This window comes from Streptomyces sp. NBC_00224, assembly GCF_041435195.1.
Classification (GTDB): domain Bacteria; phylum Actinomycetota; class Actinomycetes; order Streptomycetales; family Streptomycetaceae; genus Streptomyces.
Window position 1 is genome coordinate 7,596,665 of sequence record NZ_CP108106.1, and the last position, 23,061, is coordinate 7,619,725.

26 protein-coding genes, 1 pseudogene and 1 riboswitch are annotated in these 23,061 nt (G+C 70.5%); of the genes and pseudogenes, 13 read left to right on the forward strand and 14 right to left on the reverse strand.

The annotated features are described in order from the left end of the window. Positions 1-418: 418 nt before the first annotated feature. The 3 genes from OG965_RS33915 (at position 419) to OG965_RS33925 (ending at position 3,680) form a co-directional block, all read left to right on the forward strand. Complete coding sequence (locus tag OG965_RS33915; RefSeq protein ID WP_371655873.1) at positions 419-1,708, forward strand: ice-binding family protein; 1,290 nt, start codon at positions 419-421, stop codon at positions 1,706-1,708. A gap of 126 nt (positions 1,709-1,834) precedes the next feature. Then, a complete protein-coding gene (locus OG965_RS33920) occupies positions 1,835-2,563 on the forward strand; it encodes a DUF5819 family protein (protein ID WP_371655874.1) in 729 nt (242 codons plus the stop codon). Then, a complete protein-coding gene (locus OG965_RS33925) occupies positions 2,553-3,680 on the forward strand; it encodes an HTTM domain-containing protein (protein ID WP_371655875.1) in 1,128 nt (375 codons plus the stop codon). Before OG965_RS33920 ends, OG965_RS33925 begins: the two co-directional genes overlap by 11 nt. Positions 3,681-3,714: 34 nt before the next feature. Here OG965_RS33925 and OG965_RS33930 read toward each other — a convergent pair whose 3' ends face one another. Then, entirely contained in the window at positions 3,715-4,587 is an 873-nt protein-coding gene (locus OG965_RS33930) for a helix-turn-helix domain-containing protein (protein ID WP_371655876.1), read from the reverse strand. Between the two features lie 741 nt (positions 4,588-5,328). Between OG965_RS33930 and OG965_RS33935 the strand changes: the two genes are divergently transcribed. The 3 genes from OG965_RS33935 to OG965_RS33945 all read left to right on the forward strand — a co-directional run bounded on the left by OG965_RS33935 (position 5,329) and on the right by OG965_RS33945 (position 6,900). After that, complete coding sequence (locus tag OG965_RS33935) at positions 5,329-5,517, forward strand: hypothetical protein (protein WP_371655877.1); 189 nt, start codon at positions 5,329-5,331, stop codon at positions 5,515-5,517. 433 nt (positions 5,518-5,950) lie between these two features. Beyond that, positions 5,951-6,517 carry a GNAT family N-acetyltransferase gene (locus OG965_RS33940; RefSeq protein WP_371655878.1) on the forward strand — a complete coding sequence of 189 codons (567 nt, stop codon included), beginning with the start codon at positions 5,951-5,953 and terminating at the stop codon, positions 6,515-6,517. After that, a complete protein-coding gene (locus tag OG965_RS33945) occupies positions 6,517-6,900 on the forward strand; it encodes an ANTAR domain-containing protein (protein ID WP_371655879.1) in 384 nt (127 codons plus the stop codon). Before OG965_RS33940 ends, OG965_RS33945 begins: the two co-directional genes overlap by 1 nt. A gap of 48 nt (positions 6,901-6,948) precedes the next feature. Here the strand turns inward: OG965_RS33945 and OG965_RS33950 are convergent, their stop codons facing one another. Then, positions 6,949-7,785 carry a DUF1206 domain-containing protein gene (locus OG965_RS33950; RefSeq protein WP_371655880.1) on the reverse strand — a complete coding sequence of 279 codons (837 nt, stop codon included), beginning with the start codon at positions 7,783-7,785 and terminating at the stop codon, positions 6,949-6,951. A 127-nt stretch (positions 7,786-7,912) separates the two neighbouring features. On the opposite strand from OG965_RS33950, the gene OG965_RS33955 reads away from it, so the two are divergent. Next, positions 7,913-9,253 (forward strand): diacylglycerol kinase family protein, encoded by a 1,341-nt coding sequence (locus OG965_RS33955; protein ID WP_371655881.1) that lies wholly within the window; start codon positions 7,913-7,915, stop codon positions 9,251-9,253. A 194-nt stretch (positions 9,254-9,447) separates the two neighbouring features. After that, entirely contained in the window at positions 9,448-10,050 is a 603-nt protein-coding gene (locus OG965_RS33960; protein WP_371655882.1) for a hypothetical protein, read from the forward strand. Between the two features lie 42 nt (positions 10,051-10,092). Here OG965_RS33960 and OG965_RS33965 read toward each other — a convergent pair whose 3' ends face one another. From OG965_RS33965 to OG965_RS33975, 3 genes are all read right to left on the reverse strand, one after another. Further along, positions 10,093-10,446, reverse strand: a complete 354-nt coding sequence (locus OG965_RS33965; RefSeq protein ID WP_371655883.1) for an ANTAR domain-containing protein — start codon at positions 10,444-10,446, stop codon at positions 10,093-10,095. A 72-nt stretch (positions 10,447-10,518) separates the two neighbouring features. Then, a complete protein-coding gene (locus OG965_RS33970) occupies positions 10,519-10,689 on the reverse strand; it encodes a hypothetical protein (protein WP_371655884.1) in 171 nt (56 codons plus the stop codon). Between the two features lie 377 nt (positions 10,690-11,066). Next, a complete protein-coding gene (locus OG965_RS33975) occupies positions 11,067-11,903 on the reverse strand; it encodes an alpha/beta fold hydrolase (RefSeq protein ID WP_371655885.1) in 837 nt (278 codons plus the stop codon). 123 nt (positions 11,904-12,026) lie between these two features. Here OG965_RS33975 and OG965_RS33980 point away from each other — a divergent pair, with 123 nt between their 5' ends. Next, positions 12,027-12,464, forward strand: coding sequence for a MarR family winged helix-turn-helix transcriptional regulator (locus OG965_RS33980; RefSeq protein WP_371657137.1), 438 nt, complete (start codon positions 12,027-12,029; stop codon positions 12,462-12,464). A gap of 28 nt (positions 12,465-12,492) precedes the next feature. On the opposite strand, the pseudogene OG965_RS33985 reads toward OG965_RS33980, so the two are convergent. From OG965_RS33985 to aceA, 3 genes and pseudogenes are all read right to left on the reverse strand, one after another. Further along, positions 12,493-12,915, reverse strand: a pseudogene (locus OG965_RS33985) (acyl-CoA thioesterase); the annotation flags it as partial. A gap of 186 nt (positions 12,916-13,101) precedes the next feature. Next, a riboswitch (cobalamin riboswitch) is annotated at positions 13,102-13,339 on the reverse strand. A 57-nt stretch (positions 13,340-13,396) separates the two neighbouring features. Next, complete coding sequence (locus OG965_RS33990) at positions 13,397-14,263, reverse strand: 3-hydroxybutyryl-CoA dehydrogenase (RefSeq protein ID WP_371655886.1); 867 nt, start codon at positions 14,261-14,263, stop codon at positions 13,397-13,399. Positions 14,264-14,314: 51 nt separating this feature from the next. Next, entirely contained in the window at positions 14,315-15,598 is a 1,284-nt protein-coding gene (gene aceA / locus OG965_RS33995; protein WP_371655887.1) for an isocitrate lyase, read from the reverse strand. A gap of 382 nt (positions 15,599-15,980) precedes the next feature. On the opposite strand from aceA, the gene OG965_RS34000 reads away from it, so the two are divergent. Further along, complete coding sequence (locus OG965_RS34000) at positions 15,981-17,402, forward strand: short-chain fatty acyl-CoA regulator family protein (RefSeq protein WP_371655888.1); 1,422 nt, start codon at positions 15,981-15,983, stop codon at positions 17,400-17,402. Between the two features lie 191 nt (positions 17,403-17,593). Here the strand turns inward: OG965_RS34000 and OG965_RS34005 are convergent, their stop codons facing one another. From OG965_RS34005 to OG965_RS34015, 3 genes are all read right to left on the reverse strand, one after another. Beyond that, on the reverse strand, positions 17,594-18,058 hold the full coding sequence (locus OG965_RS34005) for a Crp/Fnr family transcriptional regulator (protein ID WP_371655889.1): 465 nt from the start codon (positions 18,056-18,058) through the stop codon (positions 17,594-17,596). 46 nt (positions 18,059-18,104) lie between these two features. Next, complete coding sequence (locus OG965_RS34010) at positions 18,105-18,470, reverse strand: STAS domain-containing protein (RefSeq protein ID WP_371655890.1); 366 nt, start codon at positions 18,468-18,470, stop codon at positions 18,105-18,107. Positions 18,471-18,713: 243 nt separating this feature from the next. Beyond that, positions 18,714-19,340, reverse strand: coding sequence for a TetR/AcrR family transcriptional regulator (locus OG965_RS34015; protein ID WP_371655891.1), 627 nt, complete (start codon positions 19,338-19,340; stop codon positions 18,714-18,716). Between the two features lie 211 nt (positions 19,341-19,551). Between OG965_RS34015 and wrbA the strand changes: the two genes are divergently transcribed. The 3 genes from wrbA (at position 19,552) to OG965_RS34030 (ending at position 20,966) form a co-directional block, all read left to right on the forward strand. Continuing rightward, a complete protein-coding gene (wrbA, locus tag OG965_RS34020) occupies positions 19,552-20,154 on the forward strand; it encodes an NAD(P)H:quinone oxidoreductase (RefSeq protein WP_371655892.1) in 603 nt (200 codons plus the stop codon). Between the two features lie 150 nt (positions 20,155-20,304). Next, positions 20,305-20,526: a hypothetical protein gene (locus OG965_RS34025; protein WP_371655893.1), complete on the forward strand. Its 222-nt coding sequence runs from the start codon at positions 20,305-20,307 to the stop codon at positions 20,524-20,526. A gap of 26 nt (positions 20,527-20,552) precedes the next feature. Then, positions 20,553-20,966, forward strand: coding sequence for a VOC family protein (locus OG965_RS34030; protein WP_371655894.1), 414 nt, complete (start codon positions 20,553-20,555; stop codon positions 20,964-20,966). 39 nt (positions 20,967-21,005) lie between these two features. Here OG965_RS34030 and OG965_RS34035 read toward each other — a convergent pair whose 3' ends face one another. Genes OG965_RS34035 through OG965_RS34045 form a run of 3 tightly spaced genes read right to left on the reverse strand, consistent with a single transcriptional unit; the run spans position 21,006 to position 23,006 of the window. Continuing rightward, positions 21,006-22,046: a hypothetical protein gene (locus tag OG965_RS34035; protein ID WP_371655895.1), complete on the reverse strand. Its 1,041-nt coding sequence runs from the start codon at positions 22,044-22,046 to the stop codon at positions 21,006-21,008. Position 22,047: 1 nt separating this feature from the next. Next, positions 22,048-22,698 (reverse strand): contact-dependent growth inhibition system immunity protein, encoded by a 651-nt coding sequence (locus tag OG965_RS34040; protein ID WP_371655896.1) that lies wholly within the window; start codon positions 22,696-22,698, stop codon positions 22,048-22,050. A gap of 8 nt (positions 22,699-22,706) precedes the next feature. Next, on the reverse strand, positions 22,707-23,006 hold the full coding sequence (locus OG965_RS34045) for an RNase A-like domain-containing protein (RefSeq protein ID WP_371655897.1): 300 nt from the start codon (positions 23,004-23,006) through the stop codon (positions 22,707-22,709). Positions 23,007-23,061: the final 55 nt, after the last annotated feature.

Below are 23,061 nucleotides of genomic sequence, written 5' to 3' on the forward strand. Positions count from 1 at the left end.
CCGAAGCCGACTTACTGCTGACTGCTGTGCTCCTGGCGGCACGGGTGGCCCTGGCCGAGCCCCGACCGCCAGGAGCTTCGTCGTTGTGCGGACATGTCCAACTCGCGGCCACCGCCGCCAGGTTGGAAGATGATTATTGATCAGCCGGCGGGTCGCCGCGGTGACCGGTGCCCGCCTGCCGGGCCGGACTGCCCAGGGAATCGTGAGCGGCTCGTCCGCCATTGGGCCGGATAAACGGCAGCGCCATTCAGCCCATTAATCATTTGGGTAGATCAAGCGCCGAATTCTTCCATTTCAGCTAAACCGCCCGGGTGAGCCGTAATCGGAGCAGATTCCTGCGTAATATTCCACGCGCAGAATCGAATTCTGCACGGCAGGGAATCGCCAAGATCATCCTCTCAAAGGAGTTGGCCCCTCGATGACGCTGAATATCTCTGACGCGCCTGCACGGCGCACACTGTCGGTGTGGATCGCGGCGGTTACGGCCGTGGTGATGGCCGCTGCCGTCCTCGCCATGACGCCGACACGAGCAAACGCTGTCGCCAGCCCTGTGCCTCTGGGCACGGCAGCTGATTTCGGAGTGCTGGCCGGCGCCACGGTCACCAACACCGGTTCCACGGTGGTCAACGGTCTCAACGTCGGCGTGAGCCCCGGGACGGCCATCAGCGGGTTCCAGACGTCCGACGGAGGGCCCGGCATCGTGACCCCGCCCGGGGTTCTGCACCGTGCCGATGCCGTCGCGGGCCAAGCCAAGATCGACCTGAATACGGCGTACAACCAGGCCGCCGGACAGACTCTGAGGGACGCGACCTACAACGACGCTCCCCACGAGTTCGGTGGCCAGACGCTGACACCGGGCCTCTACAAGGCGAACAGCTCCGCCGGGATCACCGGCACGCTCACCCTGGACGCCCAGGGCACCCCCAGTGCCGTCTGGGTGTTCCAGATCGGTTCGACGCTGAAGACGGCATCCGCCAGCTCGGTGAGCTTCATCAATGGCGCCTCGCCGTGCAATGTGTACTGGCAGGTCGGCAGCTCGGCCACGCTCGGTACCAACTCCACGTTCGTGGGCACCATCCTGGCCGACACCTCGATCACCGCCACCACGGGGGCGATCATCAACGGCCGGCTGCTGGCCGATGCGGGCCTGCGCGGTGACGGCGCCGTGACGCTGGACAGCAACAGGATCTTCCAGGGGCCGTGCGGGACCGGGGCCACTGGTGGGACCACGGGTGGTCTGGTCACCGGCGGTGTTGTCGCCGGTGCCACGTCCGGTGGCCCCACGTCCGGTGGCTCCACGGGCGCCTCCACGGGCGCCTCCACGGTCGGGGTCATCGCCGGCGTGCCGACGGGCGGCGGAACCGGTGGCGTCCTGGGCGGTCTCCTCGGCGGCGTCCTGACGACAGGCGGCAGCACGGGCGGAGCGCTCGGCGGCCTCGTCGCGGGTGCTACGACGAGCGGGACCACGGGTGCCACCTCGGGCGGCGTGCACGGCGGCGCGACCGGCGGGACCGGGCACCACCATGGCGAGAAGCCGGGCAAGCACGGAGGCCACTACGGAAAGCCGGAGAAGCCGGGTGGCCACTACGGAAAGCCCGAGAGGCCGGGTCACTACGATCACGGTGGGAAGCCCGAAAAGCACGGCGGTTACGGCGGGTACGGCAACAAGCCCGAAAAGGACAACGGCTACGGCAGCGTTCGTCACTGAGTCGTACACGCGTCCTTGAGGGGACGGGCGGCGCGTGGCGGATCGTTGCCGATTCCGTCGCGCGCCGCCGCCGAAAGCCCAGGAGAAGCAGTGAGAGAAGCCGGGATCGAAAGGCCGGGTGGGGGCGTGCTGAATGGCACCTCATCGACGGCTGCGGACGAATCTTCGGGCGAATTCCCGCAAGAATCCGTGCCACAACCCGCGGAAAGACCCACGGAACAAACGGGGCCTCCGCCGGTCTTCCTGCAAGCGGTAACGAGTGCTGCCGTTTTCCTCTGCCTGGCGACGGCCCTGGTCCATGTGCTCCTGGTTTTTCTGCATGTGGCGCCCCCGAACCCGCTCTCCCAGCGGTACAGCCGGCAGGTCAACGCATGGGTCTTCCCGCTGTTCGAGCAGAACTGGCGACTTTTCGCCCCGGATCCGGAGTCCGTGAACCGGCGGATTTCGGCGAGGACCCTGCACACCGCCCCGGACGGAACCGTGCGGGTAAGCGGCTGGTTCGATCTGACCGCCGTGGACGATGCCGCGGTGGAGCACAACCCCTTCCCGAGTCATACGGCGCAGAACATGCTGCGGCGGGCCTGGAGTTCCTACCTCGAAAACCACGTTGTCGACGACCAGCCGCGCTCGCCGCGGGCGCTGATGACTCAGCGGTACCTGACCGACATCGCGTCGGACCGCGTCGCGGCCCACCGTGGCGGGAGCTTCGAGGTCATTCAGCTACGGGTGGTCACCGTACCCATCGCCGCACCCGCCCCGGCGGGCGGTGCGGGCGCGGCCGAGGTCGCACCGCGGACGGCCGATACGCGGTATCTGCCCTGGTGGAAGGTGGAGGTGGACTCCCATGGAAACTGAGCAGCTGCCCGCATCGCACCCCCGTACCGCCGAGGGGCCGGGGGCGGGCGCGCCGCACCGCGCAACCGACCGTGTCCGTGCGGCCCTCGACGTCCTGACCGAGCGGCCGGTCTCCCTGTACGCCGCGGCGGTCCTGCGCATCGGATACGGGTCCGTCTACCTTGTCTTCCTGCTGCGCGAGTTTTCGCACCGCGACGAGATCTGGGGTCCGGGATCACCGTGGACACCGGAGCTGGCGAGGCAGCTGTTCGACCAGACCGGATGGGTCAGCTTCCTCACCCTGTCCGACAACCGTACCTACTTCGAAGCCTGTTACGCACTGGCCGTCGGTGCATCGGCACTGTTCGCCCTCGGCTGGCGGACCAGGGCGGTGTCCGTGCTGTTCGCGGTCGTGGTCGCGTCGTTCCACAGCAGGGCGATCTTCATGACCGACGGAGGAGACAACCTCATCCTCCTCATGGCCCTCTACCTCGTCCTCACCGCATGCGGCCGCCGCTGGTCCCTGGACGCACGCAGAACCCGGCTCCGGGCATGCGCGGGTGCTACGGCGCGCCCGTCGGTGGACCCGACGGCGGGTGGGCCACGGCAGCACCTCCGCGCTTCCCGGCGGACCCTGACCGCCGTGCTGCACAACTGCGGGATGTTCGTCATCGCGGTCCAGGTCTGCTTCCTCTACGGGTCCGCGGGCCTGTACAAGGTGCAGGGCGGATCCTGGGGCAACGGGACCGCGCTCCACTACGTCCTGAACCTCGACCTGTTCCGGCCCTGGCCCGGACTCTCCCTCATGGCGGACGAGCACGACGTACTGATCGCCATCGCCTGCTACCTGACGGTGCTGCTGCAGGTCGCCTTCCCGTTCGTCCTGTTCGGGCGGCTCAAGTACCCGGTCCTGACCATGCTGTTGGGCATGCACCTGGGCATCGCGGTACTCATGGGGCTGCCCCTCTTCTCCGGCGCGATGATCATCGCCGACGCCGTGTTCCTGCCGGACCGCTTCTACCGGGCTCTGGGGCGGCTGTGGCGACGTACCGTTCGGGGCGCGGGTCCCGGAAGAACGGCGGACGCGCCCCGGACACCCCATGCACTGGTACCCGCGCAGAGCGAACCGGCCGGCTGAGGCCGTGCCCCGTACGAAGGGAGAGAACGACCTCTCAGGGGCGGCTCAGCGCGTCGATGTACGTCTTGGAGACATCGGCGATGAGGTCGCGGGTGCTGTCGGGGCTGAGGGCCTGGGCCTGGAGGTGGTCGTACAGCATGCTGAAGTGCTGCATGTCGGATCGTTTCTCCAGGTACAGGTCGCTGGTGAACCGCTCCAGGTACACCACTCCCGCGTCGGGGCTGTCGGCGAACTGCAGGAGGGAGAACTGTCCTGACAGGCCGGGGTGGGCGCCCACCGCGTGGGAAAGTACCTGCACGGTGATGTGCGGCTCGGCGCCGAGTGCGTTGAGGTGCTCCAGTTGTTCGCGCATGATGTCGGGACCGCCGACGACGCGGCGCAGTACCGATTCGTCCAGGACGACCCACAGACGCAACGGGCGGGCCGGGTCGTAGATCCGGTGCTGACGGCGCAACCGCACCTTGAGGCGCGTGGCGGCCTGTTCGGCAGTGATCGGGGGGATCGTTTCCTCGATGACCGCGTGGGCGTAGGCGGGAGTCTGCAGCAGCCCGGGGATCACCATGGGCTCGAAGCTATGGAGGCAGGCGGCGTCCGTCTCCAGGGCGATGTAGACGCTCTGGGGGATGTCGCCGTACGCGTGCCACCAGCCTTGCTGTCCGGATTCCTTGGCCATCTCCATCAGAGCGTCGATGACCTGCTGGTCCGTCACTCCGTAGAGCGCGCACAGGTCGCGCACGTCGCGGGGGCTGATGGTGCGGTTGCCGTTCTCCAGGTGACTGATCTTCGGCTGGGAGACCATGAGTCGCTCGGCCACTTCTGTGCTCTTCAGCCCACTGCCCTGGCGGAGCCGACGGAGCTCGGCTCCCAGACGGCGTCTCCTGACGGTGGGGTTGGTGTTCGCCGCCACGAGCGGTGTACCTCCGGCCTCAAGTCATCTTGTTCGCCCGCAGATTGCCATGTGACAAGGTCTGTTGACCGTATGCCGTGCCGTCGTGTCGCGGAGCAGTCGAAACGGAATCTGCCCTTGTAATGTGCCTCACGGCAGGAACCGCCGGAGCCGGCCGCACCACACCTGCCACGATCGCCGCCGAGGCCGGCTCGGTATCCCTGGGCGTTCGCCTTCGGCTTGCCGTGCTTTCGCCGTGCGCGCCACCTGGTGGCGGACAGGTGGAGGTAGCCGATGAGTGCGGCGAGCCACAGCACAAGCCGCCGGCGGGAGTGGATTTCCGCAGGAGGGAGAGTGCGGGGCGTCGGCCCGTGCGGCGGGGCCTCCAGCCGTTACAGGGCCGCAAGCCCTGTTCTCCGCGAGGTGCAGGCTAAACAGAACGGGGGCGCGTCGCCCGGAAGTTCCAGGCGGCATGGCCCAACGCCGTGCCTGCCAGGCAACTCCGCATGACCGGACCTGTCAACGCGAACGGAATGCCGGTGCGTTCGCGTACGGGCGCGGAGACGGTCGAGCGGAGTCCAGGGTGAACACTTGACGAGGAAGCATGATCAATCCGTTCCCACGCATCGGGACGCTCTGCACGATCGAAGGACATTCCTCTGGATCGCGGTGCCTGATCGCAGTTTGGCGGGGAACACGACAGCCAGCGGTGCTGCCACCGGGAACACCTGTGGGTCGCCGTTCATCGGCAGGAGAAGTCAGATGCTGGCATTCGTGGCGGCCGTGCTCTTCGTTATCGCCTTCGTCATTCATGCAACCGAGACGTCGACCGAGGTGGTCTTCAGCGCGACGAGTCTCATGCTCGTCGGGCTTGCCTTCCTCGCCGTGCACTCGGCCGGCGTGGGGTCCGGGTGGTCTCCCCGTGGTCGGGGCCGCGGCCGCCGACGCTGAGCGAGGTCTTCGGGTCCCGAATCGACGATCCGGGCCGCCGCGTGTGTCTCCGTGAGTGGACGCCATTGCCCCCGCTGGAGGGAACTGGGCGGTTCCCCTGTCCTGGTGGACAGGTTGTCGGACCGCCTGTTCGCCTGTCTCCGCCCTATGTGTGCCTCTGCCGGGAACACCCCGAGAAGAGCCGGGAGCCAAGCTCCTCTCCGTGGCCCTGCCCGGCGGGTCTCTGAAACTGAGGCGTCATGCCCCTACCGCAGTTGAACGTCCACCGGCACGCCAGAAAGACCAGTTCCGCGACATCGCATCGGCTCGCTCCCGCTGTCCTGGGCGGTGTGCTGTGAGGGTTTGGCCCCGGCGGGGGCAGTCACAGGAGGCCGCACTCGACGAGCCGTTCACCCCGAGCGCGGTGCCCCTGCGTCGGGTGAACCGCCGGCTGGTGGAGGACCTGCGCCAGGATCTGGCGGATCTGTACGTGGAGTCCTGTGAAACGGAGCCGGGCGAGGACTACCGCAGTCGCAGTCGCGAGGACTTCCTGAATCGTCTCACCGGTGACATCCGCCGGCCGGGGTTCGCCATGGTGATCGCGGAGACGGAGGACCTGGTGGGATGCGCCTTCGGCTTCCCGGTGCGCAGCGACAGCTTCCGGTGGCTGGGTTTCGACGGTGAGCTGCTCCGCAGCTTCGAGCAACTCACCGAGTCCGACAGGGTCTTCGCCATCACCGACATCCTGGTCCGCCCACACCCTCAGAACCAGACTCTGGGCCGACGTCTGCAGGAGCGCTTGCTGGGCGACCACCAGGCGTCGATCGGCGCCACCTTGGTGGACCAGGCCGATCATCCGGCCCTGACCGCCTTCCGGGCCTGGGGGTGGCAGGACATCGGAGAGATCTGGAGGCCGACCGACCACACGATGTTCCGCGTGCTGGTCCTTCCCCTCGGAGAACGGACCGTGGCGAGGCTGGAGGTGCCGGCTCATCATTCCTTGACGCGGTGGACCGGGTGATGCCGGACAGCCGGTCGTCCCGGATCCGTGTGCTCGTCGCCGAGCAGGCGGGCCGACGTGGTGCACGGGCCGGGGTGGTGGACGTGTGCACCGCGGCGGTGGCCTCTCTGCCGGTCGGTGGGGCCGGGGTGTCGGCGATGTTCCGGACGGCGGCGAGCGATCCGCTGTGCAGTACCGATGACATCAGTGAGCAGCTGACGGCGCTCAACAGCCGCGTCCTGATCGAGCAGGCCAAGGGCAAACTCGCCGAGCGCCAGGGCATCGACATGGAACAGGCGTTATCCGCCCCGCGCGCCTACGCCCGCTCCCACAACCGCCGTCTGTCCGACGTGGCCCGCGCCTTCGTCGACGACACCGAGCCCCTCGCCGGTCTGACGTCCTGACCCATCTCCAGCGCTCAGCTCGGACCTGGTGGTCGTTGCCGTCCTTGTTCACAGGCGGCGCCAGCGCGCGGAGGCGAACGAGAAGACTCCGAAGAGGATCAGGCCGACCGCGACGGCGACCAGGAGCCACGGGCCCGCCGGGGTGTGCGTAAAGCTGCGGAGCGTGGCGTCCACGCCTCTGGCCTCTTGTGCGTCGAAGCGGATGGCCGCGATCAGGATGAAGACGCCGGCCGCGGCGAACACCAAGCCGCGCGCCACGCCCCCGCCCACCCCCAGGCCGGTGACGACCTGCCGGGTCCGGTGGCTCATCGCGCCCAGGTCCAGCTGTCGCAGGAACTTGCGCATCGCCGCCCGTGTCGCGAGCACCGCACCGATGCCGATCAGGAGGCAGCCGCCGGCCCCCACCAGCACTTGGCCGTACGACAGCTTCAGTACCGACGCCGTCCAGTCCTGCGACTTCGCGTTGCCGCTCGAACCCTGGCCGCCACCGGCGGCGAACACGGCGGTTCCCCAGCAGACAGAGGCGTAGAAGACCGCCCGGCCGCCGTCAAGGAGTCGCGAGGCGGTCTTCCGCTCGGGCCCCCTACTGAGGACCGCGCGGGATCCCCGCCACAGCGCCATACAGCCGAAGCCGACGACCAGCGCCCACAGCATCACCTTGCCGAAAGGCTGCGCCGCGACCCGGTCCAGCGCCCCTTGGCGGTCCGCCGACTCCCCGCCGCTTCCCAGGGCCATCTGAACCGCCAAGACACCGATGAGGACGTACACGACTCCGCGCGCGACGAACCCCGCCCGACCGGCGGCGGTCAGCGTCTCCTTCTCGGCGGCCCGGGCGGCAGAACCCCCGCCCCGGCCCCTTCTCTGTGCTTGAGGCGACGTCACCATGGTCCTCCCCACGGCACGGGGCGCGCGATCCGCGTCCCTGGCCTGGCCCCGAGTGCCCCCGTGCGGAGGTCTGATGCGCTGTGCGGGCGAGCAGCCTGTTCACCGCAGGCAGGGGTACCCGGCCGGCATGCGAACCCATGAATCGCGCCTCGGCGAGCGCACGAAGTTCGCCTCCTCGGCCGCGAAGGGCCTGACCGGCAGCCGCAGCGCGCGCCGGGCCGCCTTGCGCGGCGCCGGCTCGCTTGCCCTCACTTCCGCCATCCGGGTCGCCATCCAGGTGCTCGACGGCAGCCGACCGCTCCGGCATCCGCCGAGCGGGGTGTCGTCGTCCCACCGCACAGCCGGCGCTGCCGCCTTCGCGACGGGCGCCACCTTGGAGGCGCCCCGACTGGGAGTCGTCCTCATCCCCGCCGCGGCAGGCATCGTCGCCGCTCGCGTCCGATCGGGCGCACATGCGCCCGCCCGAGTCCTGGTGGACGTCGCCTTCGGCATGGGGATCGCGGCGGCGACCTGCCGCTGGTGGCCGCGGCACCGCGACGAGCCCGCCGACAGCGCCCGGCCGGAGCTCCCGATTCCCGCCCTTCCCTCCGGCGAGGGGCTGGTCGTGGTCGTCAACAGCGACGCCGGGAACGAGGTCCCCTCCGATGCCGAGCTGCGAACCCTCCTGCCCAAAGCGGACCTGCGGCTGTGCGAGGCCGGCGAGGACCTGCACACCGTGCTCCGCCAGGCCGCCGCGTACGTATCCGCACGCGGCGGCGCGCTCGGGGTCGTCGGGGGTGACGGCACCGTCAACGCGGCGGCCGTGCTGGCCGTCGACAGCCGTCTGCCGCTCGCGGTGTTCCCCGGCGGCACCCTCAACCACTTTGCCGCCGACCTCGGACTGCCGACCCTGAAGGACACCGCCGAGGCCGTGGAAGCAGGCCGTGGCGGAACCGTCGACCTCGGCCGCATCACCGGTGACGGCAACTGCACCTATTTCCTCAACACCTTCAGTATCGGCGTCTACCCCGAACTCGTCCGGGCCCGCGAAGCCCGCGAGACGTCTCTGGGCAAATGGCCCGCCCTGGCCGTCGGCCTGCTCCGCGTCCTCGCCGACGGCACCCCCATCGACGTCACCGTCGACGGGCAGCCCAGGCGGCTGTGGCTGCTCTTCGCCGGCAACGGCCGCTACGACCCACCGGGCTTCGCCCCCTCCTACCGCCACACCCTGGACGACGGGCTGCTCGATGTCCGCATGGTCGACGGAAAGCACCCCTTCGCCCGCACCCGCCTCGTCGCGGCCTTCCTCACCGGCACCCTCGCCCGCTCCCGCGTCTACCAGGAGACCACCGCCGTTCGCCTGCGGATCGACGGCGTGGGAAAGGCGGGCGACTACACCCGCGACGGCGAAGTCAGCCCCGCCGCCGACACCCTCGTCCTCGACAAGAGGGCCCGGACACTCACTGTCTACCTGCCTGAGCGACACTGATCCAGTGCCGTCAGCGGGACGGCACCGCGGTGCCGTCCCGGGGCTATGCTGTGGGGGAGACGCCCCAGACCCCGGCGGTGCACTGCCAGTTGGGCACCACGCCCGTCCCGCACGTCTGCCGGTCTCCTGAACCGAGGCGCCCCATGCGTACTCCGCAGCACCCGCACGAACCCGACACCTCCCAGCCGTCCGCCATGGACGCCGTGCGCCTGCGCCGACTGAACCGCTGGCAGGCCGAGGACCAGCGCGAAGACCTCGCGGACCTGTACGTGGAATCCTCCACAGCGCCATCCGGTGAGGAGTTCCACGGCCGACAGGAGTTCCTGCACCGCTTGGCGGATGGCGTACAACAGCCGGGATTCGACATGCTGGTCGCCGAGGCCGAAGCGCTGGCCGGCTGCGCGTACGGAGTTCCCCTGGCGCGTGACGGTTCCTGGTGGCAGGGGTTCGACGGCCCCCTGCCCCAGAACCTTGAGCAGCTCACCGCGTCCGGACATGTCTTCGCGATCACCGAAACCGTCATCCATCCCCATGAGCACGCGCGCGGGCTTGCCCGCCGTCTTCAGGAGCGCCTGCTCGCCGACCATCAAGCGTCGCTTGGCGTCACCCTGGTCGATCAGTCCGATCACTCGGCGTCCGCCGCGTTCGCGGCCTGGGGTTGGCAGGAGGTCGGACAGGTCCACCGGCAGCCGCCCGGCCCAACAGCGTTACGTGTACTGGTCCTTCGGCTGGGAGAGCGTACGACAGAGCATCCCGACGGCCTGGCTCACAATGCCGGGACCCAGCGGCCCGAATAGCGGCGCCCGCCGGAAGTGGAGCCGCCCGCACCACACGAGTCGTCACCGCCGATCGTGGAGGCGCCTCAGCGCGTGACGCAGTTCGCGTTGCATCGGCGCCGGGAGCGACTCGCCCTGCGCCGTGGCGACCAGGGCCGCAGCCACGTCCCGGAGCTTGATGTTGCAACGCTGCGACACATCCACCAGCAGACCCCAGGCCCTCTCGCTGGAACACGGCGCCAGGGCCATCACCATGCCGCGCGCCTGGTCGATCACCGCACGGCTCGACAGGGCCTTGTTCAACTGATCGTTCTCGGCACGCAGTTCGAGGACCGCGGCCACAAGAGCCGCATCCTGCGCCGAAGCCGCGGCCGTCCATCTCCGCTGTTCGCCATAGGGCGTGATCGTTTGATGCATGGTGCCTGTCTCGTAGCGCGGTGATGAGAGCCATGGCCTACGCCCCCAGGGCTTGTCCGGTCGGAGTGCTGCTCATCGTCGGTCGGCTGCATGGAGCCGCCGCAGGGCGCGGCGCAACGCCCGGTGCATCTGGAGCAGGACCATCACCATGCCGCATGGCTGGTCGACGAGCGCGCGGTCGGCCATCGTCCGCCGCGGCTGATCGTTCTCGGTGCGCAGCGCGGTGACCTCCTGCTCGGACACGGCGGGCCTCCCGGGAACGGAATGGGACATCGCTGCCAGGGGCCGGGGCGTCACCCAACAGCGTAGTCCTGCCCAAAGGTTGCGGATACCTTGCGACGCCGGCGCGTATCTGTGCGACGTAGATGGCCACCTGGCATCTGGTCGGGCCTCGGCCCCCTTCGTCCTGCTCGCCTTCCGCCCCATGATGCGCGACCGCCGGCCGACGGTGGCGAGCTGTTGCCACAAGGTGCCATTGGTTGGTGTGAGAGCTGTCCGCGGTACGGCGGTCACGGTAGGTCAACGGTCGGGCGGGCCCAGAGGAGGTGCGCCGGCCTCGCCCCGCACCCGGATCATCGCGGTGCGGAGCGAGACGGGGAACCCCGGTTCTCCGGCACTGCCTAGCCCTCGTGGCCGTGGACCTCGCGCAGGAAGTCCACCAGGACCCGGGTGAATTCCTCCGGTTGCTCCATCGTCGTGTAGTGGCCGGCGCCGTCCAGCTCCGTGGTGCGGCCGTGGGGGACGGCGTCCATCAGGGCCGCGACGGTGTCGAGCAGGCCGGGCACGTCGAGGGCGCCGTTGATGGCCAGGACCGGGATGGCGATGTCCTTGGCGCGGGAGGCCAGGTCCTCGACCGGGACGAGGTGGTCCGGCTCGTCCGGGGTGTGCTTCATCAGCGTGCGCGTCGCCATCTCGCGGACGTGCGCCACGATCGCCGGATCGATCTCGTCGAGGCTGCGCCGCGGCCCCGCGATCCACTCAAGGAAGCCGTCGAGGTAGCCCGGGAGGTCTCCGCCGGCCAGTGCGGTGTGCTGCCGCTCGGCGACGGCGGCGGACCAGGGGTCGGTCAGGTCCGGCTCGCCCAGCCCGCGGCCGCTGACCACCAGGGCGCGCACCAGCTCGGGGTGCTCGACGGCCGTGTCCACGCCGATCATCCCGCCCATCGAGACGCCCACGAGTACGACCTGACGCAGCCCCAGGTTCCGCAGCAGGTCCGCCAGGTCGTCGGCCTGTCGGAACGGCTTTGCGGCATTGGCGGAGCGGCCGTGGCCCCGGGCGTCGGGGGCGATGACCCGGTAGCCGAGGGCGGTGAGGCCCGGGATCAGGGTGTCGAACTGGGTACTGTCCGCGAAGACGCTGTGCAGGAGCACCAGCGCCTCGCCGTCACGGGGTCCCTCGTCGCGGTAGGTGAGCAGGCCGTCGGTGGACTGGAAGGTCTCGAACAGGATCTCGTTCATGACAACCAAGGTGTCATGAATGCCCGAAGATGGCAACCCGGTTGTCATGTGGCGTGAGAGAGTGATCCCGTGACCGAACCGACCTCCGTACCCCTGTCCCCCGACGAACTGCCGGGACGTCTCATGGAAGTCTTCGCACTCGTCGGCCCGCTCTACCGCCGCGTACAGCGCCGGATCGAGCTGGACGCCGCCCAGAACATCTCCGTGGGCGTGCGCGCCGTGCTGGACCTGCTGCGCGAGAACGGCCCGATGACCGTGCCGCAGATGGGCCGGGCCCAGTCGCTGAGCCGCCAGTTCGTGCAGCGGATGGTCAACGACGCCGCCGAGCGGAAGCTCGTCGAGAGCATTCCGAACCCCGCGCACCAACGCTCCTCGCTGATCCGGCTGACCGGTGAAGGCCAGGCGGTGATCACCGCCGTGACCGCTCGTGAGTACGCCCTGCTGCGCCAGGTCGGCGGCGACCTCAGCGATGCCGACATCGCCGCCTGTGTCCGGGTGCTCGGCCGGATGCTGGAGCTCTTCGACGACGTCGACGTCGTTTCGGAGTCCGGAAGCCCCTGAGCGGAGGTGCGGAGGTACGGCGCTGTCACGTGGCGGTGGTCAGCTCCGGGACCCCCCTCGGCGTGCCGTCCGCGTCGATCGCGACGAACGTCAGCTGGGCCGTGGCCACTTCTGTCGTGGGGCCGGACGCGTTCCAGCGCTCGGCCGTGACCTGGACGGCGACGTCCATCGAGGTGCGGCCCGCGCGTTCCAGTTCGGCGTGGACCGTGAGCAGGTCGCCCGCGCGGACGGGGGAGAGGAACGCCATGCGGTTCACCGAGACGGTGACGGCGGGGCCGTCCGCGTGGCGGCCGGCGGCGGCCGCGGCCGCGTCGTCGATCAGTTTCATGACGACGCCACCGTGGATGGTGCCGTACAGGTTGGTGTCGTGCTCGCTCATGATGTGGGCGAGGGTGACCCGGGAGTCGGCCGGTGCCTTGTGGGCGCGGCCGGTGGTCGTGCGAATGCCCATGGGGTTCACGGGACTCTCCTTCGCGAGTCGCGGGGGTATCCCGGCGGTTGGTGCGAGGAGCCGGATTTCGCCAAGGTCGCGAAGGGCGCGGAGGAACGGCAGCGCCGGTGGCCACGCGTGTCCGGCTGCGTGTCCGCCCGCTCCGCCGGCCCTCCCCTCGAAGGCCGCCGAGATCGCCGTACGCACGGGTGGCGTACGGGCAGTGGCAGGTCTTCGGACTCGCGGGCGCGTCCCCACACGTACGTATGACGACGTGTCAGGCACCTACTGGCCGTCGCTTCCCGGGCCCGGCGTGCGGGCCCAGTGCTGATGACGGCGGTCGTTCCCGCTCACCGCTGCGGGGCAGTCCCGGATTCCCACCGGGTTCCCTCTTGCGACGCATCCCGCCTGGCGGACGGGGCGAACCAGCTGCGGTGACAGCGTAACCAGAGACCGGCAACCGGACGGCAACCGGCTCCGGGCGCGCGACACCCGTACGCCCTCACTCCGCCCCGTACCGATGGAAGCCGCGGCCGCTCTTGCGGCCCAGCAGGCCCGCCTCGACCATGCGCTGGAGGAGGGGCGGCGGGGCGTACAGCGGCTCCTTGAACTCCGCGTACAGGGACTCCGCGATCGCCGCCACCGTGTCCAGGCCGATCAGGTCGGCGAGCCTGAGCGGGCCCATGGGGTGGGCGCAGCCCCGTTCCATGCCGGCGTCGATGTCGGCCGCCGTGGCGAACCCGGACTCGGCCATGCGGATCGCCGCGAGGACGTACGGCACCAGCAGGGCGTTCACCACGAACCCCGCCCGGTCCTGCGAGCGGACCGTGGTGCGGCCCAGGACGGACGTGGCGAACTCCTCGACCCGGGCCAGGGTTTGAGCCGAGGTGTGCAGCGACGGGACCACCTCCACCAGCGGCATGACCGGCACCGGGTTGAAGAAGTGCAGCCCCACCACCCGGTCCGCGCGCCCGGTCGCCATGCCCAGGCGCATGACCGGGACGGAGGACGTGTTGGTCGCCAGGATCGCGTCCGGGTCCTCCACGGCCTTGTCGAGCGCGGCGAAGACCTCGGCCTTCAGCGCCGGGTCCTCGGGGACGGCCTCGACGACCAGCTGCCGGTCGGCCAGGTCGTCGAGGCTGCCGCTGAACACGAGCCGGGCCAGGGCGTCGTCCCGCTCGGCGCGCGTCGCCTTGCCCCGCTCGACGGCGCGGTCCAGGGAACGGACCAGCCGCTCGCGCGCCGCCCGGGCCGCGGTGGCGTCGGCCTCGCAGACGACCGTGTCGAGTCCGGCCCGGGCACACACCTCCGCGATCCCCGACCCCATCTGGCCGCCCCCGACGACCCCCACGCGCTGGATTGTGCTCATGATCCCTCCGTACGTTGTTGGTGGGCCCTCGCGGGCGAATGCGCGGACGCGTCAGTGGAACTGCGCCTCCTCAGTCGAGCCGCGCAGCGCGAGCGTCTCGGCGGCCGGGTTGACCGCCGTCGAGACGACGTCGAAGTAGCCGGTGCCGACCTCCCGCTGGTGCTTGACGGCGGTGAACCCGTCGTGCTGGGCGGCGAACTCCCGCTCCTGAAGGTCGACATAGGCCGTCATGCCGGACTCCGCGTAGCCGCGCGCCAGGTCGAACATGGCGTGGTTGAGGGAGTGGAATCCCGCCAGGGTGATGAACTGGAAGCGGTAGCCCATTGCCCCCAGCTCCCGCTGGAACTTGGCGATCCGGTCGTCGTCCAGCGCCGCCCGCCAGTTGAACGACGGCGAGCAGTTGTACGCGAGCATCTGGTCGGGGTAGCGGTCGTGGATCGCCTCGGCGAACGTACGGGCCTGTGCCAGATCGGGTGTGCCCGTCTCCATCCACAGCAGGTCCGCGTACGGGGCGTAGGCCAGGCCGCGCGCGATCACCGGGCCCATGCCGGGCTCGACGCGGTAGAAGCCCTCGGCGGTGCGCTCGCCCGTGGCGAACCGGGCGTCGCGCTCGTCGACGTCGCTGGTCAGCAGGTTGGCGGCGAGCGCGTCCGTGCGGGCCACGATCAGAGTGGGGACATCGGCGATGTCGGCGGCGAGCCGGGCGGCGTTGAGGGTGCGGACGTGCTGGGCGGTGGGGACGAGGACCTTGCCGCCGAGGTGGCCGCACTTCTTCTCGGACGCCAGCTGGTCCTCGTAGTGGATGCCCGCCGCGCCCGCCGCGATCATGGCCTTGGTCAGCTCGAACGCGTTGAGCGGCCCACCGAACCCCGCCTCCGCGTCCGCGACGATCGGCGCGAGCCAGTCCGTGGTGTCGCCCGCGCCCTCGGCGGCGGCGATCTGGTCGGCCCGCAGCAGCGCGTTGTTGATGCGGCGCACCACGGTGGGCACGGAGTTCACCGGGTAGAGGCTCTGATCGGGGTAGGTGTGACCGGCCTGGTTGGCGTCGGCGGCGACCTGCCAGCCGGAGAGGTAGATCGCCTGGAGCCCGGCCTTCACCTGCTGGACGGCCTGGCCGCCGGTCAGCGCACCGAGCGCGTGGATGTAGTCCCGCTCGTGCAGCTGCCGCCACAGCCGCTCGGCACCGCGCCGGGCGAGGGTGTGCTCCTCGCGGACGCTGCCCGACAGCCGTACGACGTCCTTGGCGCTGTAGGTGCGCTCGACCCCTTTCCAGCGGGGCTCCGATGCCCAGCGCCGCGCGAGCCGCTCGGCCGCTGCCGTGACGTCCTGTGTCATGTCCATCTCCTGGGAGTGCGAAGGGTGTTAAGGAGGGTGGGGAGTGAGTGGGGGAGTCGTCGCCGGGGATGATGCGGCCGCCCGGAACCGTAGCCACGCCTGGCCCACGGGCCAACGGCTGAGCCGTCGGGCAGGACAGGTCGGGTGCACCGAGAGTGGAGTGGAGCGGCTTCCCGACCGGTCGGCCCGAGCTTGGTTCCGAGCGGCCGCGGTACGACTGTGGCAGGGGCCCCGGGCGGGTGTCGATGCTGGCCGGAAGCCATGTTGTGCGAATCTTTCCGCCCCGATCCGCCAACTTTGCGAAGCCGCCCGTGAGTTACGCTGATCGCGTCCGATCGGCTCGCGGGGTGCGTACGGCCGCCCGCACGCGAAGGGGGACGCGGTGAGCAAGACGTACGCCGGGGCGCGGCTTCGGCGGCTGCGCGAGGAGCGGCGGCTCAACCAGGCCGAGCTGGCCAGGCTGCTCGCGATCTCGCCGAGCTATCTGAACCAGATGGAGCACGACTCGCGCCCGCTGACCGTGCCCGTACTGCTGCGGCTGACCGAGGCGTTCGGCGTCGACCCGTCGTTCTTCTCCGAGCACGACACCACCCGGCTGCTCGCCGGACTGCGTGAGGCCATGGCCGACCAGGTGTCCGCCGCCCGCGTCTCGCCCTCCGACCTCGCCGATCTGGCGGGCCGGCTCCCGGCCGTCGCCGAGGTGCTCCTGGACCTGAGCAGACGCAACCAGGACCTGACCGAGCGGCTGGCCGAACTGGCCGACGGGCGCGACGACACGGCGCCGCCGGTCGCGGCCCGCACCCCGCACGAGGAGATCCGCGACTTCTTCTACCGCCGACAGAACTACCTCCACGACGTGGACTTGGCCGCCGAGGAGCTGGCCGCCGCGATCGGCATCCGCCCCGGCGAGGTCCGCCAGGCGCTCGCCGCGCGCCTCGCGGACCGCCACGGCGTCCGCCTGGTGACCGAGGACGGCGACCGGCTGCACCGCTACGACCCGGCGACTCGGGCCCTGTATCTGTCCCCGCGACTGCGCCCCGGCCAGCAGGCGTTCCGCCTCGCCACCCAGCTCGCCCTGCTCGAATACGCCGACGAGCTGTCCCGGCACGCCGCCGAGGACTTCGACCCGGCGGCCCCGGCCTGGCCGCTCGCCCGCATCGGCGTCGCCAACTACTTCGCCGCCGCGCTGATCCTCCCGTACCGGACCTTCCACGCCGCGGCCGAAGAGGTCCGCTACGACATCGAGCGGCTCGGCGACCGCTTCGGCCTCGGCCACGAGACGGTCTGCCACCGCCTGAGTACGCTCCAGCGGCCGCGTGCCCGGGGTGTGCCGTTCTCGTTCGTGCGCGTCGACCGGGCCGGCAACATGTCCAAGCGCCAGTCGGCGACCGGCTTCCACTTCTCCCGCAGCGGCGGCACCTGCCCGCTGTGGAACGTGTACGAGGCGTTCGCGTCGCCCGGCCGGATCCATGTGCAGATCGCCGCCATGCCCGACGGGCAGCGCTATCTGTGGACCGCCCGCACGGTCACCCGGCACCGCGGCGGGTGGGGCGAGCCCGCCAAGACCTTCGCGATCGGCCTCGGCTGCGAGCTGCGCCACGCCTCCCGCCTGGTCTACTCCGACGGCCTCGCCCTGGACAACGCGTCCGCGGCGACCCCCATCGGCATGGGCTGCCGCATGTGCGAACGCCTGGACTGCCCCCAGCGCGCGGTCCCGCCACTGGGCCGCCCCCTCGCGATCGACGAGAACAGCACGACGTTCGTGCCGTACCCGGTGGCCGAGGGCACCCGGCGCGAGGGCTGAGAGCCTGTCTTTGAACCCCCGCCTGCGCCCCGACGCCCGGCACGCACGCTCGGCGCACGGGGTCCCAGGACAGGTGGCTCCGCCACATGACCTGGGACCCCGCACACCGATCGCACGCACCGACCGCCGCTGCGCCCGCCCTCCGGGCGGACGACGGGGGTTCAAAGACAGGCTCTCAGCCGCAGCGGCGGTCACATGGCGTTTCCGCTGCCGTACGGGGCGTACAGATCGAGCAGCCGGGTGCGGGCCGCGTGCAGTCGGTGGGCCAGGACGCGGCCCACCCAGCCGCTGACCGCCGCGCTGAACGCCGCGTCGGATTCCATCAGGGTGCGTACGGCCTCGGCGTCGAACTCGAAGGCGCGTACGGGCGTCTTGACCTCGGCGCCCAGCTGCCACACATAGGGCCGGAACAGCCAGGACCAGCCCACCAGTTCGTCCGAGCCGAGCGTCTCGATCACGGCCGGGCGTCGGCCGGGGATATGCATGTCGAGGGTGACCGTGCCCGAGCGCAGGACCCAGAACCGGTCGGCGTGGCCGCCTTCGTTGAAGAGGCGCGTTCCGGAGGGGAAGTCGACCTCGTGGGCGAGGTCGGTGAGGCGGTTGCGGTGCTCGTCCGCCAGGGCGCTGGTGAGCCGGGGGAGCGCGGGGATGCTCATGGGCGGCCTCCTTGTCGAGTCCCCCTTGTCGATTCCTCCTCCAGTGTCACCCGGGTGCGACCAGGACGGCCTCCTCCAGGGTGGGAACCAGGTGCAGCACGGCGCCCAGGCCCGAGAGCGCCAGAACCCGGAGAGTGAACGGGTGCGCACACACCACGGTGAGGCTGCCGTGCCGGGCGGCCACGCGGCGGCGGGCGGAGCTGAGCAGCCGCAGGCCGGAGCAGTCGAAGAAGGTGACCGCCGTCAGATCGATCACGACTTTGGGTTCGTACGGGGCGGTCACCGCCTCCAGGTAGGGGACGACCGCGACGGCGGTGGCGATGTCGATCTCGCCGCAGAGGGCCAGGACGGTGTGTCCGTGCATGCGGTAGACGCGCGATGGCGGAGCGAAGTCCGGAAGAACGGTGATCATGTGCTCACCTCGGTTGAGGCGACCCGCCAGACCGGAGGCGGACGTAGGGAGGGGTGCGGGGGACGACGTGCGGTGGAACCGTGGAGACGCCCGGCCTTATGTGTTCAGAACCGGGGCCTCCGGTGTGTGCATGCCCGGCACAAGTAGCCCTTGAACATGATGCGTTGGCATATGACCCACTGGTTTGGCCGACTCGGTCGACCGACTCGGTCGACGGGATCCGCCGACCGGCTTGATGGGCCGTCAGGAAGCGTCGCCGGTGGTGTGGGCCGGCCCGCGTTCCACTCCGAGCAGATCGTCGATGCCCGCCTTGATGCGCTCCGGCGTCACTCCCCGACCGACCGTGAGGTGCTCGAACAGGCTGGGTACGAAGGGGGCGAGCAGCAGATGAGCCAGGAGCGTCGTGTCCGCCTCGGGCCGCGCCTCGCGCAGGAGGACCGACACATGGGTGTGCAGCGTCGCGTATACCCCGCTGCTGTAGCGCGCGCTCGGTGACGCGGCCTCCGCCATCTGCATGATCTCGCGCTGGTCCACGATCCGGTCGGCGAGCGCGTGCAGGAAGGCGCGCAGCCGGTCGGCGGGCGGGGCGCCCGGGCCGAGCGGCGGGGGGCCGGTCAGGAACGACTGCTGGAAGCGCTGCTCGCTGTCGTCCAGGAGGGCGAAGAGGAGCTGACTCACGTCGCCGAACCGCCGGTAGACCGTACCGACGCCCATGCAGGCGGCGTGCGCCACCGCGTTCATGGTGACGGCCTGGGGCCCCTGCTCCGCGACCAGACGGGCCGCCGCGTCGAGGATCTTCCGGCGGTTGCGAGCGGCGTCGGCGCGCTCGGGTGGGGCCTGGCCCGTGACGGCGAGTTCGATGCGGGTCATGGTCCGAGGCTAGCGGATGCCTCGGATACGTATCCGTTTCGATCGAGGGAGCCGTAGGGGGAGGTGCCCGGGATCGCTTGGGCCGCTCGGACCGCTGGGACCGCTTGCAAAGTGGATTGCTATCCGCTTTACTCGCACTCGAAGGCAGAACCGGATAGCTATCCGGTTCGCCGCTACTGTCTTAACGATCTCTGCTTGGGAGGGCCTCGTCATGAGCGCCAAGGTCGCGGTCATCTACTACTCGTCCACCGGCAACGTCCACCAGCTCGCCAAGGCGGTCGCCGAGGGGGCGGAGAAGGCCGGCGCCGAGGTCCGGCTGCGCCGGGTCCCCGAGCTCGCCCCGGACTCCGCCATCGATGCCAACCCGGCCTGGCGCGAGCACGTCGAGGCCACCAAGGACGTCGACATCGCCACGCTCGACGACCTGGCGTGGGCGGACGCGTACGCGCTCGGCTCGCCGACCCGATACGGCAACATCGCCGCGCAGCTGAAGCAGTTCATCGACACCACGGGCGGCCTGTGGCAGCAGGGCGCGCTGTCGGACAAGCCCGCCACCGGCTTCACCAGCGCCCACAACGCGCACGGCGGCAACGAGTCGACGACGCTCGCGCTGTACAACACGTTCCACCACTGGGGCTCGATCATCGTCGCGCCCGGCTACACGGACCCGGTCGTCTACGGCGCGGGCGGCAACCCGTACGGCACGGCGCACGCGGGCGCCGACGCCGTCTCCGAGGAGACGCTGGTCGCGGCTCGCTACCAGGGCCAGCGCCTGGCGACGATCGCGGCGCGTCTGCTGGCGGGAGCGCGCTGACCGATCCCGCTACCTCGGTGCCCCGGCCGTACGACACGGCCGGGGCACCGACGCGTACATCGACGTGGCGCGGCCCGTGGGTGTCAGGCGGGCGCTCAGGGGCACTCGTACCAACCGACCGTACGTGCAGTCGAGTTCGGAGGTACAGCCATGGGTCTGGGCGGATGCATTCTGCTGATCGGGGCCGGAGCGATTCTCACGTTCGCGGTCGACTGGCATGTGCAGGGCATGAACATCCATGTGGCCGGTCTCGTGCTGATGGCCGTCGGCATCATAGGAACGGCCGCCTACGTCAGCATCTTCAAGCGTCGGCGGCTCCAGGCGCCTCCCCCTGCCGCGCACGTGGTCGAAGAGGACCGCCGCTACTACTGAGGCGCGGAGGATCAAGGGGAGTTGAGATGGAAGCCTTGTCGAAGAAGGTGACGACGGAGTCGACCGGCCTGGTGGAGGCGGCGGTCCTCGCCCTCGACTGCGCCGAGCCGGAGGCGCTCGCAGAGTTCTACGCCAGGCTGCTCGGCGCCGATCCGCCCGTGGAGCGCGGGACCGAGCGTGTGGAGATCACCGGTCGCGGCGGTACGAGGATGGCCTTCCGCCGAGACCACGGCGCGGCCCCCAACAGCTGGCCCCGCCCCGACGACTCCCAGCAGGCACATCTGGAGCTGCTGGTGGGCCGGGAGGACATGGACGCGGTCGAGCGCCAGGTGATCACGCTGGGCGGCCGCCCGCTGGACACGAAGGACAACGGCGGGCTGTACGACACCAGGCTGTACTCCGACCCGGCTGGGCATACGTTTTCGCTGCGGAGCCGGTGACGGCGGACGCGCCCGCATCGGCGCGGACCACCGCCCGTGTCAGTCGACATCCTGCCCGTCGACGATCCAACTGGTGCTCCGGCCACCGTGGTTGCCATGTCCCAGCGCCAGGTGCAGGAACCAGATCTCGTCGCTCGGCAGCTCCCAGGTCACACAGGTGAGCCCGGCGACGAACGCGGAGACGTCCACCGCGGGCGCCGCCTCGGACAGCCCGGCGAACCCCCTGAGCATCCGCCATACGGCGATACGGCCGAGTGCCGTGGACGCCACCGTCCCGTACGCGCTGCTGCCGCCCAGTGCCAGCACCAGGTCGGGGTAGGCGGCCGCGAACGGGATGGGCGTCGCGTAGGAGGGCCGCTCACCGGCGGGGAGCCCACTGAGGAACCGGGCGGCGGCCTGTTCCACCCCGCACCGCACGGGCCCGGAGATCCCCGCGAAGCAGTACGTCGGAGCGCCTGGCGCCAGGGGCTCGGGCGGGGTCGTCACCGGTACGGCTCCACCGGTGGTCGGGGGGAGCCGCACGCGGCCCTCGCGCCCGACGGCGGAGAGCGAGGCGATGGCTGTGGCACCACTGCTGCGCCCCGACGAGCTGGGATGTTGCGCCACATCCCAGGACTCCGCTTCCCAGGGCGCGAGCGACAGAGGTACGCCGCCGTACGCCGCCGGATCGAGGCCGTCGGCCAGGGAGAGGTCCTCCCCGCGCAGCACCCGCGCGTGCGCCACGAGGTGCCGCAGCAGCGGGTGGCGCAGGTGCGGGCCGACCTCCTGCCAGGTCCGGACATGGGCCAGCGTCTCCCACAGCGCGCCGGAGTGGGGCAGCCCGTCCTCGTACTCCCGCACCAGGATCCGAACGGCGTCCGCGGCTCGCGCGGCGGGCAGCTCGAACATCGCCACCCGCGCCACCCGGGCCCGGCACTGGCGCAGTTCGCGCTCGTCGTCGGGGGAGGGGCGGTCGGCGAGCGCCGAGTCGAGCGCCGAGCCGAGCGCGTCGTAGAGCCGGATCAGCCCGTCCCAGTCGCCGTTGTCGGCGAGCAGGTCGCTGCGCTCGAAGACCTCGCCCCAGCTGAAGTGGTGTCTCATGTCAGGACAGTCTGTCCGCGAGGTGCTGGAGCCAGGCGGGCGGGGTGTACGGGGCCGGTGGGTCGACCTCCATCCCCAGTTCGGCGACGGCGAGGGCGTAGTCGGTCTCGCCGAGGCGGAGGGCGAGGACTTCGTGGACCTCCCCGGCCGCCTTGGCGACCAGCGAACGGTCGGTGGTGTCCAGATAGTCCCGGAGTGCCGCGTCGTGGTCGGCGAACTCGTCCGGCATGTCCTGCGAGAACCAGCCGCCGAGGAGCTGGGCGAGCTCGGGGAACCGGGCGTGCCACTCCCAGTGGGTCAGGGGAGCGCCCGGTGGCGGCAGCTCGCCGTCCTCGATGCTCTGCCGGAGGTGGTCGGCGAGGACCAGCAGCCAGCTCTGGACGTCCCCGCCGGGGAGGTCGGTGTCGGGTACGGGGTAGAACTCGCCGAGGCGCCGGCGGAGCCGGCCGGGCGGGTTGCGGGCGTACTCGCGCAGCTGGGACTCCGCGGTGGCCATTGCCCAGGGCCGGGTGTGCCAGGTGTGACGGAGATAGGCGTCCAGGGCCGCACTGCGCCGTTCCGGGCTGTCGTCGGCGGGCATGCCCAGGTAGGCGCGCAGGACCTGGTCCAACTCGCCGTACTGCCGGTCGTGTTGCAGGGGCTTCAGGGGCACGGTCGGCCTCAGAGGTAGATGGGGAAGGTGGCGTGGACGGTGAAACCGTGGGGGCTCGTGTCGCTGCGTTTGAGGACGACGCGCGCGGCACGGACGTCGACGGGCTCGCGGCCGGCCAGCATCATCGCCTGGAGCAGGACGCGCCCGACGGGCTCGGGCCGGGAGGGCCAGCCTGCCTCGATGGTGAGCCGCTGCCGCGTCGACTGGGCGAGCCAGCGGTGGATCACCTGCTCGTTGCGCGTCACGACCTCCTGGGTGGCCCACTGTGCGGTGGCGCGGTCGGTGTACGTGGCGGAGCGGGTTCGCATGGGTGACTGCCTATCACGTGGCGGGGCGATGACCTACCGCGACCGTGCGTACGTA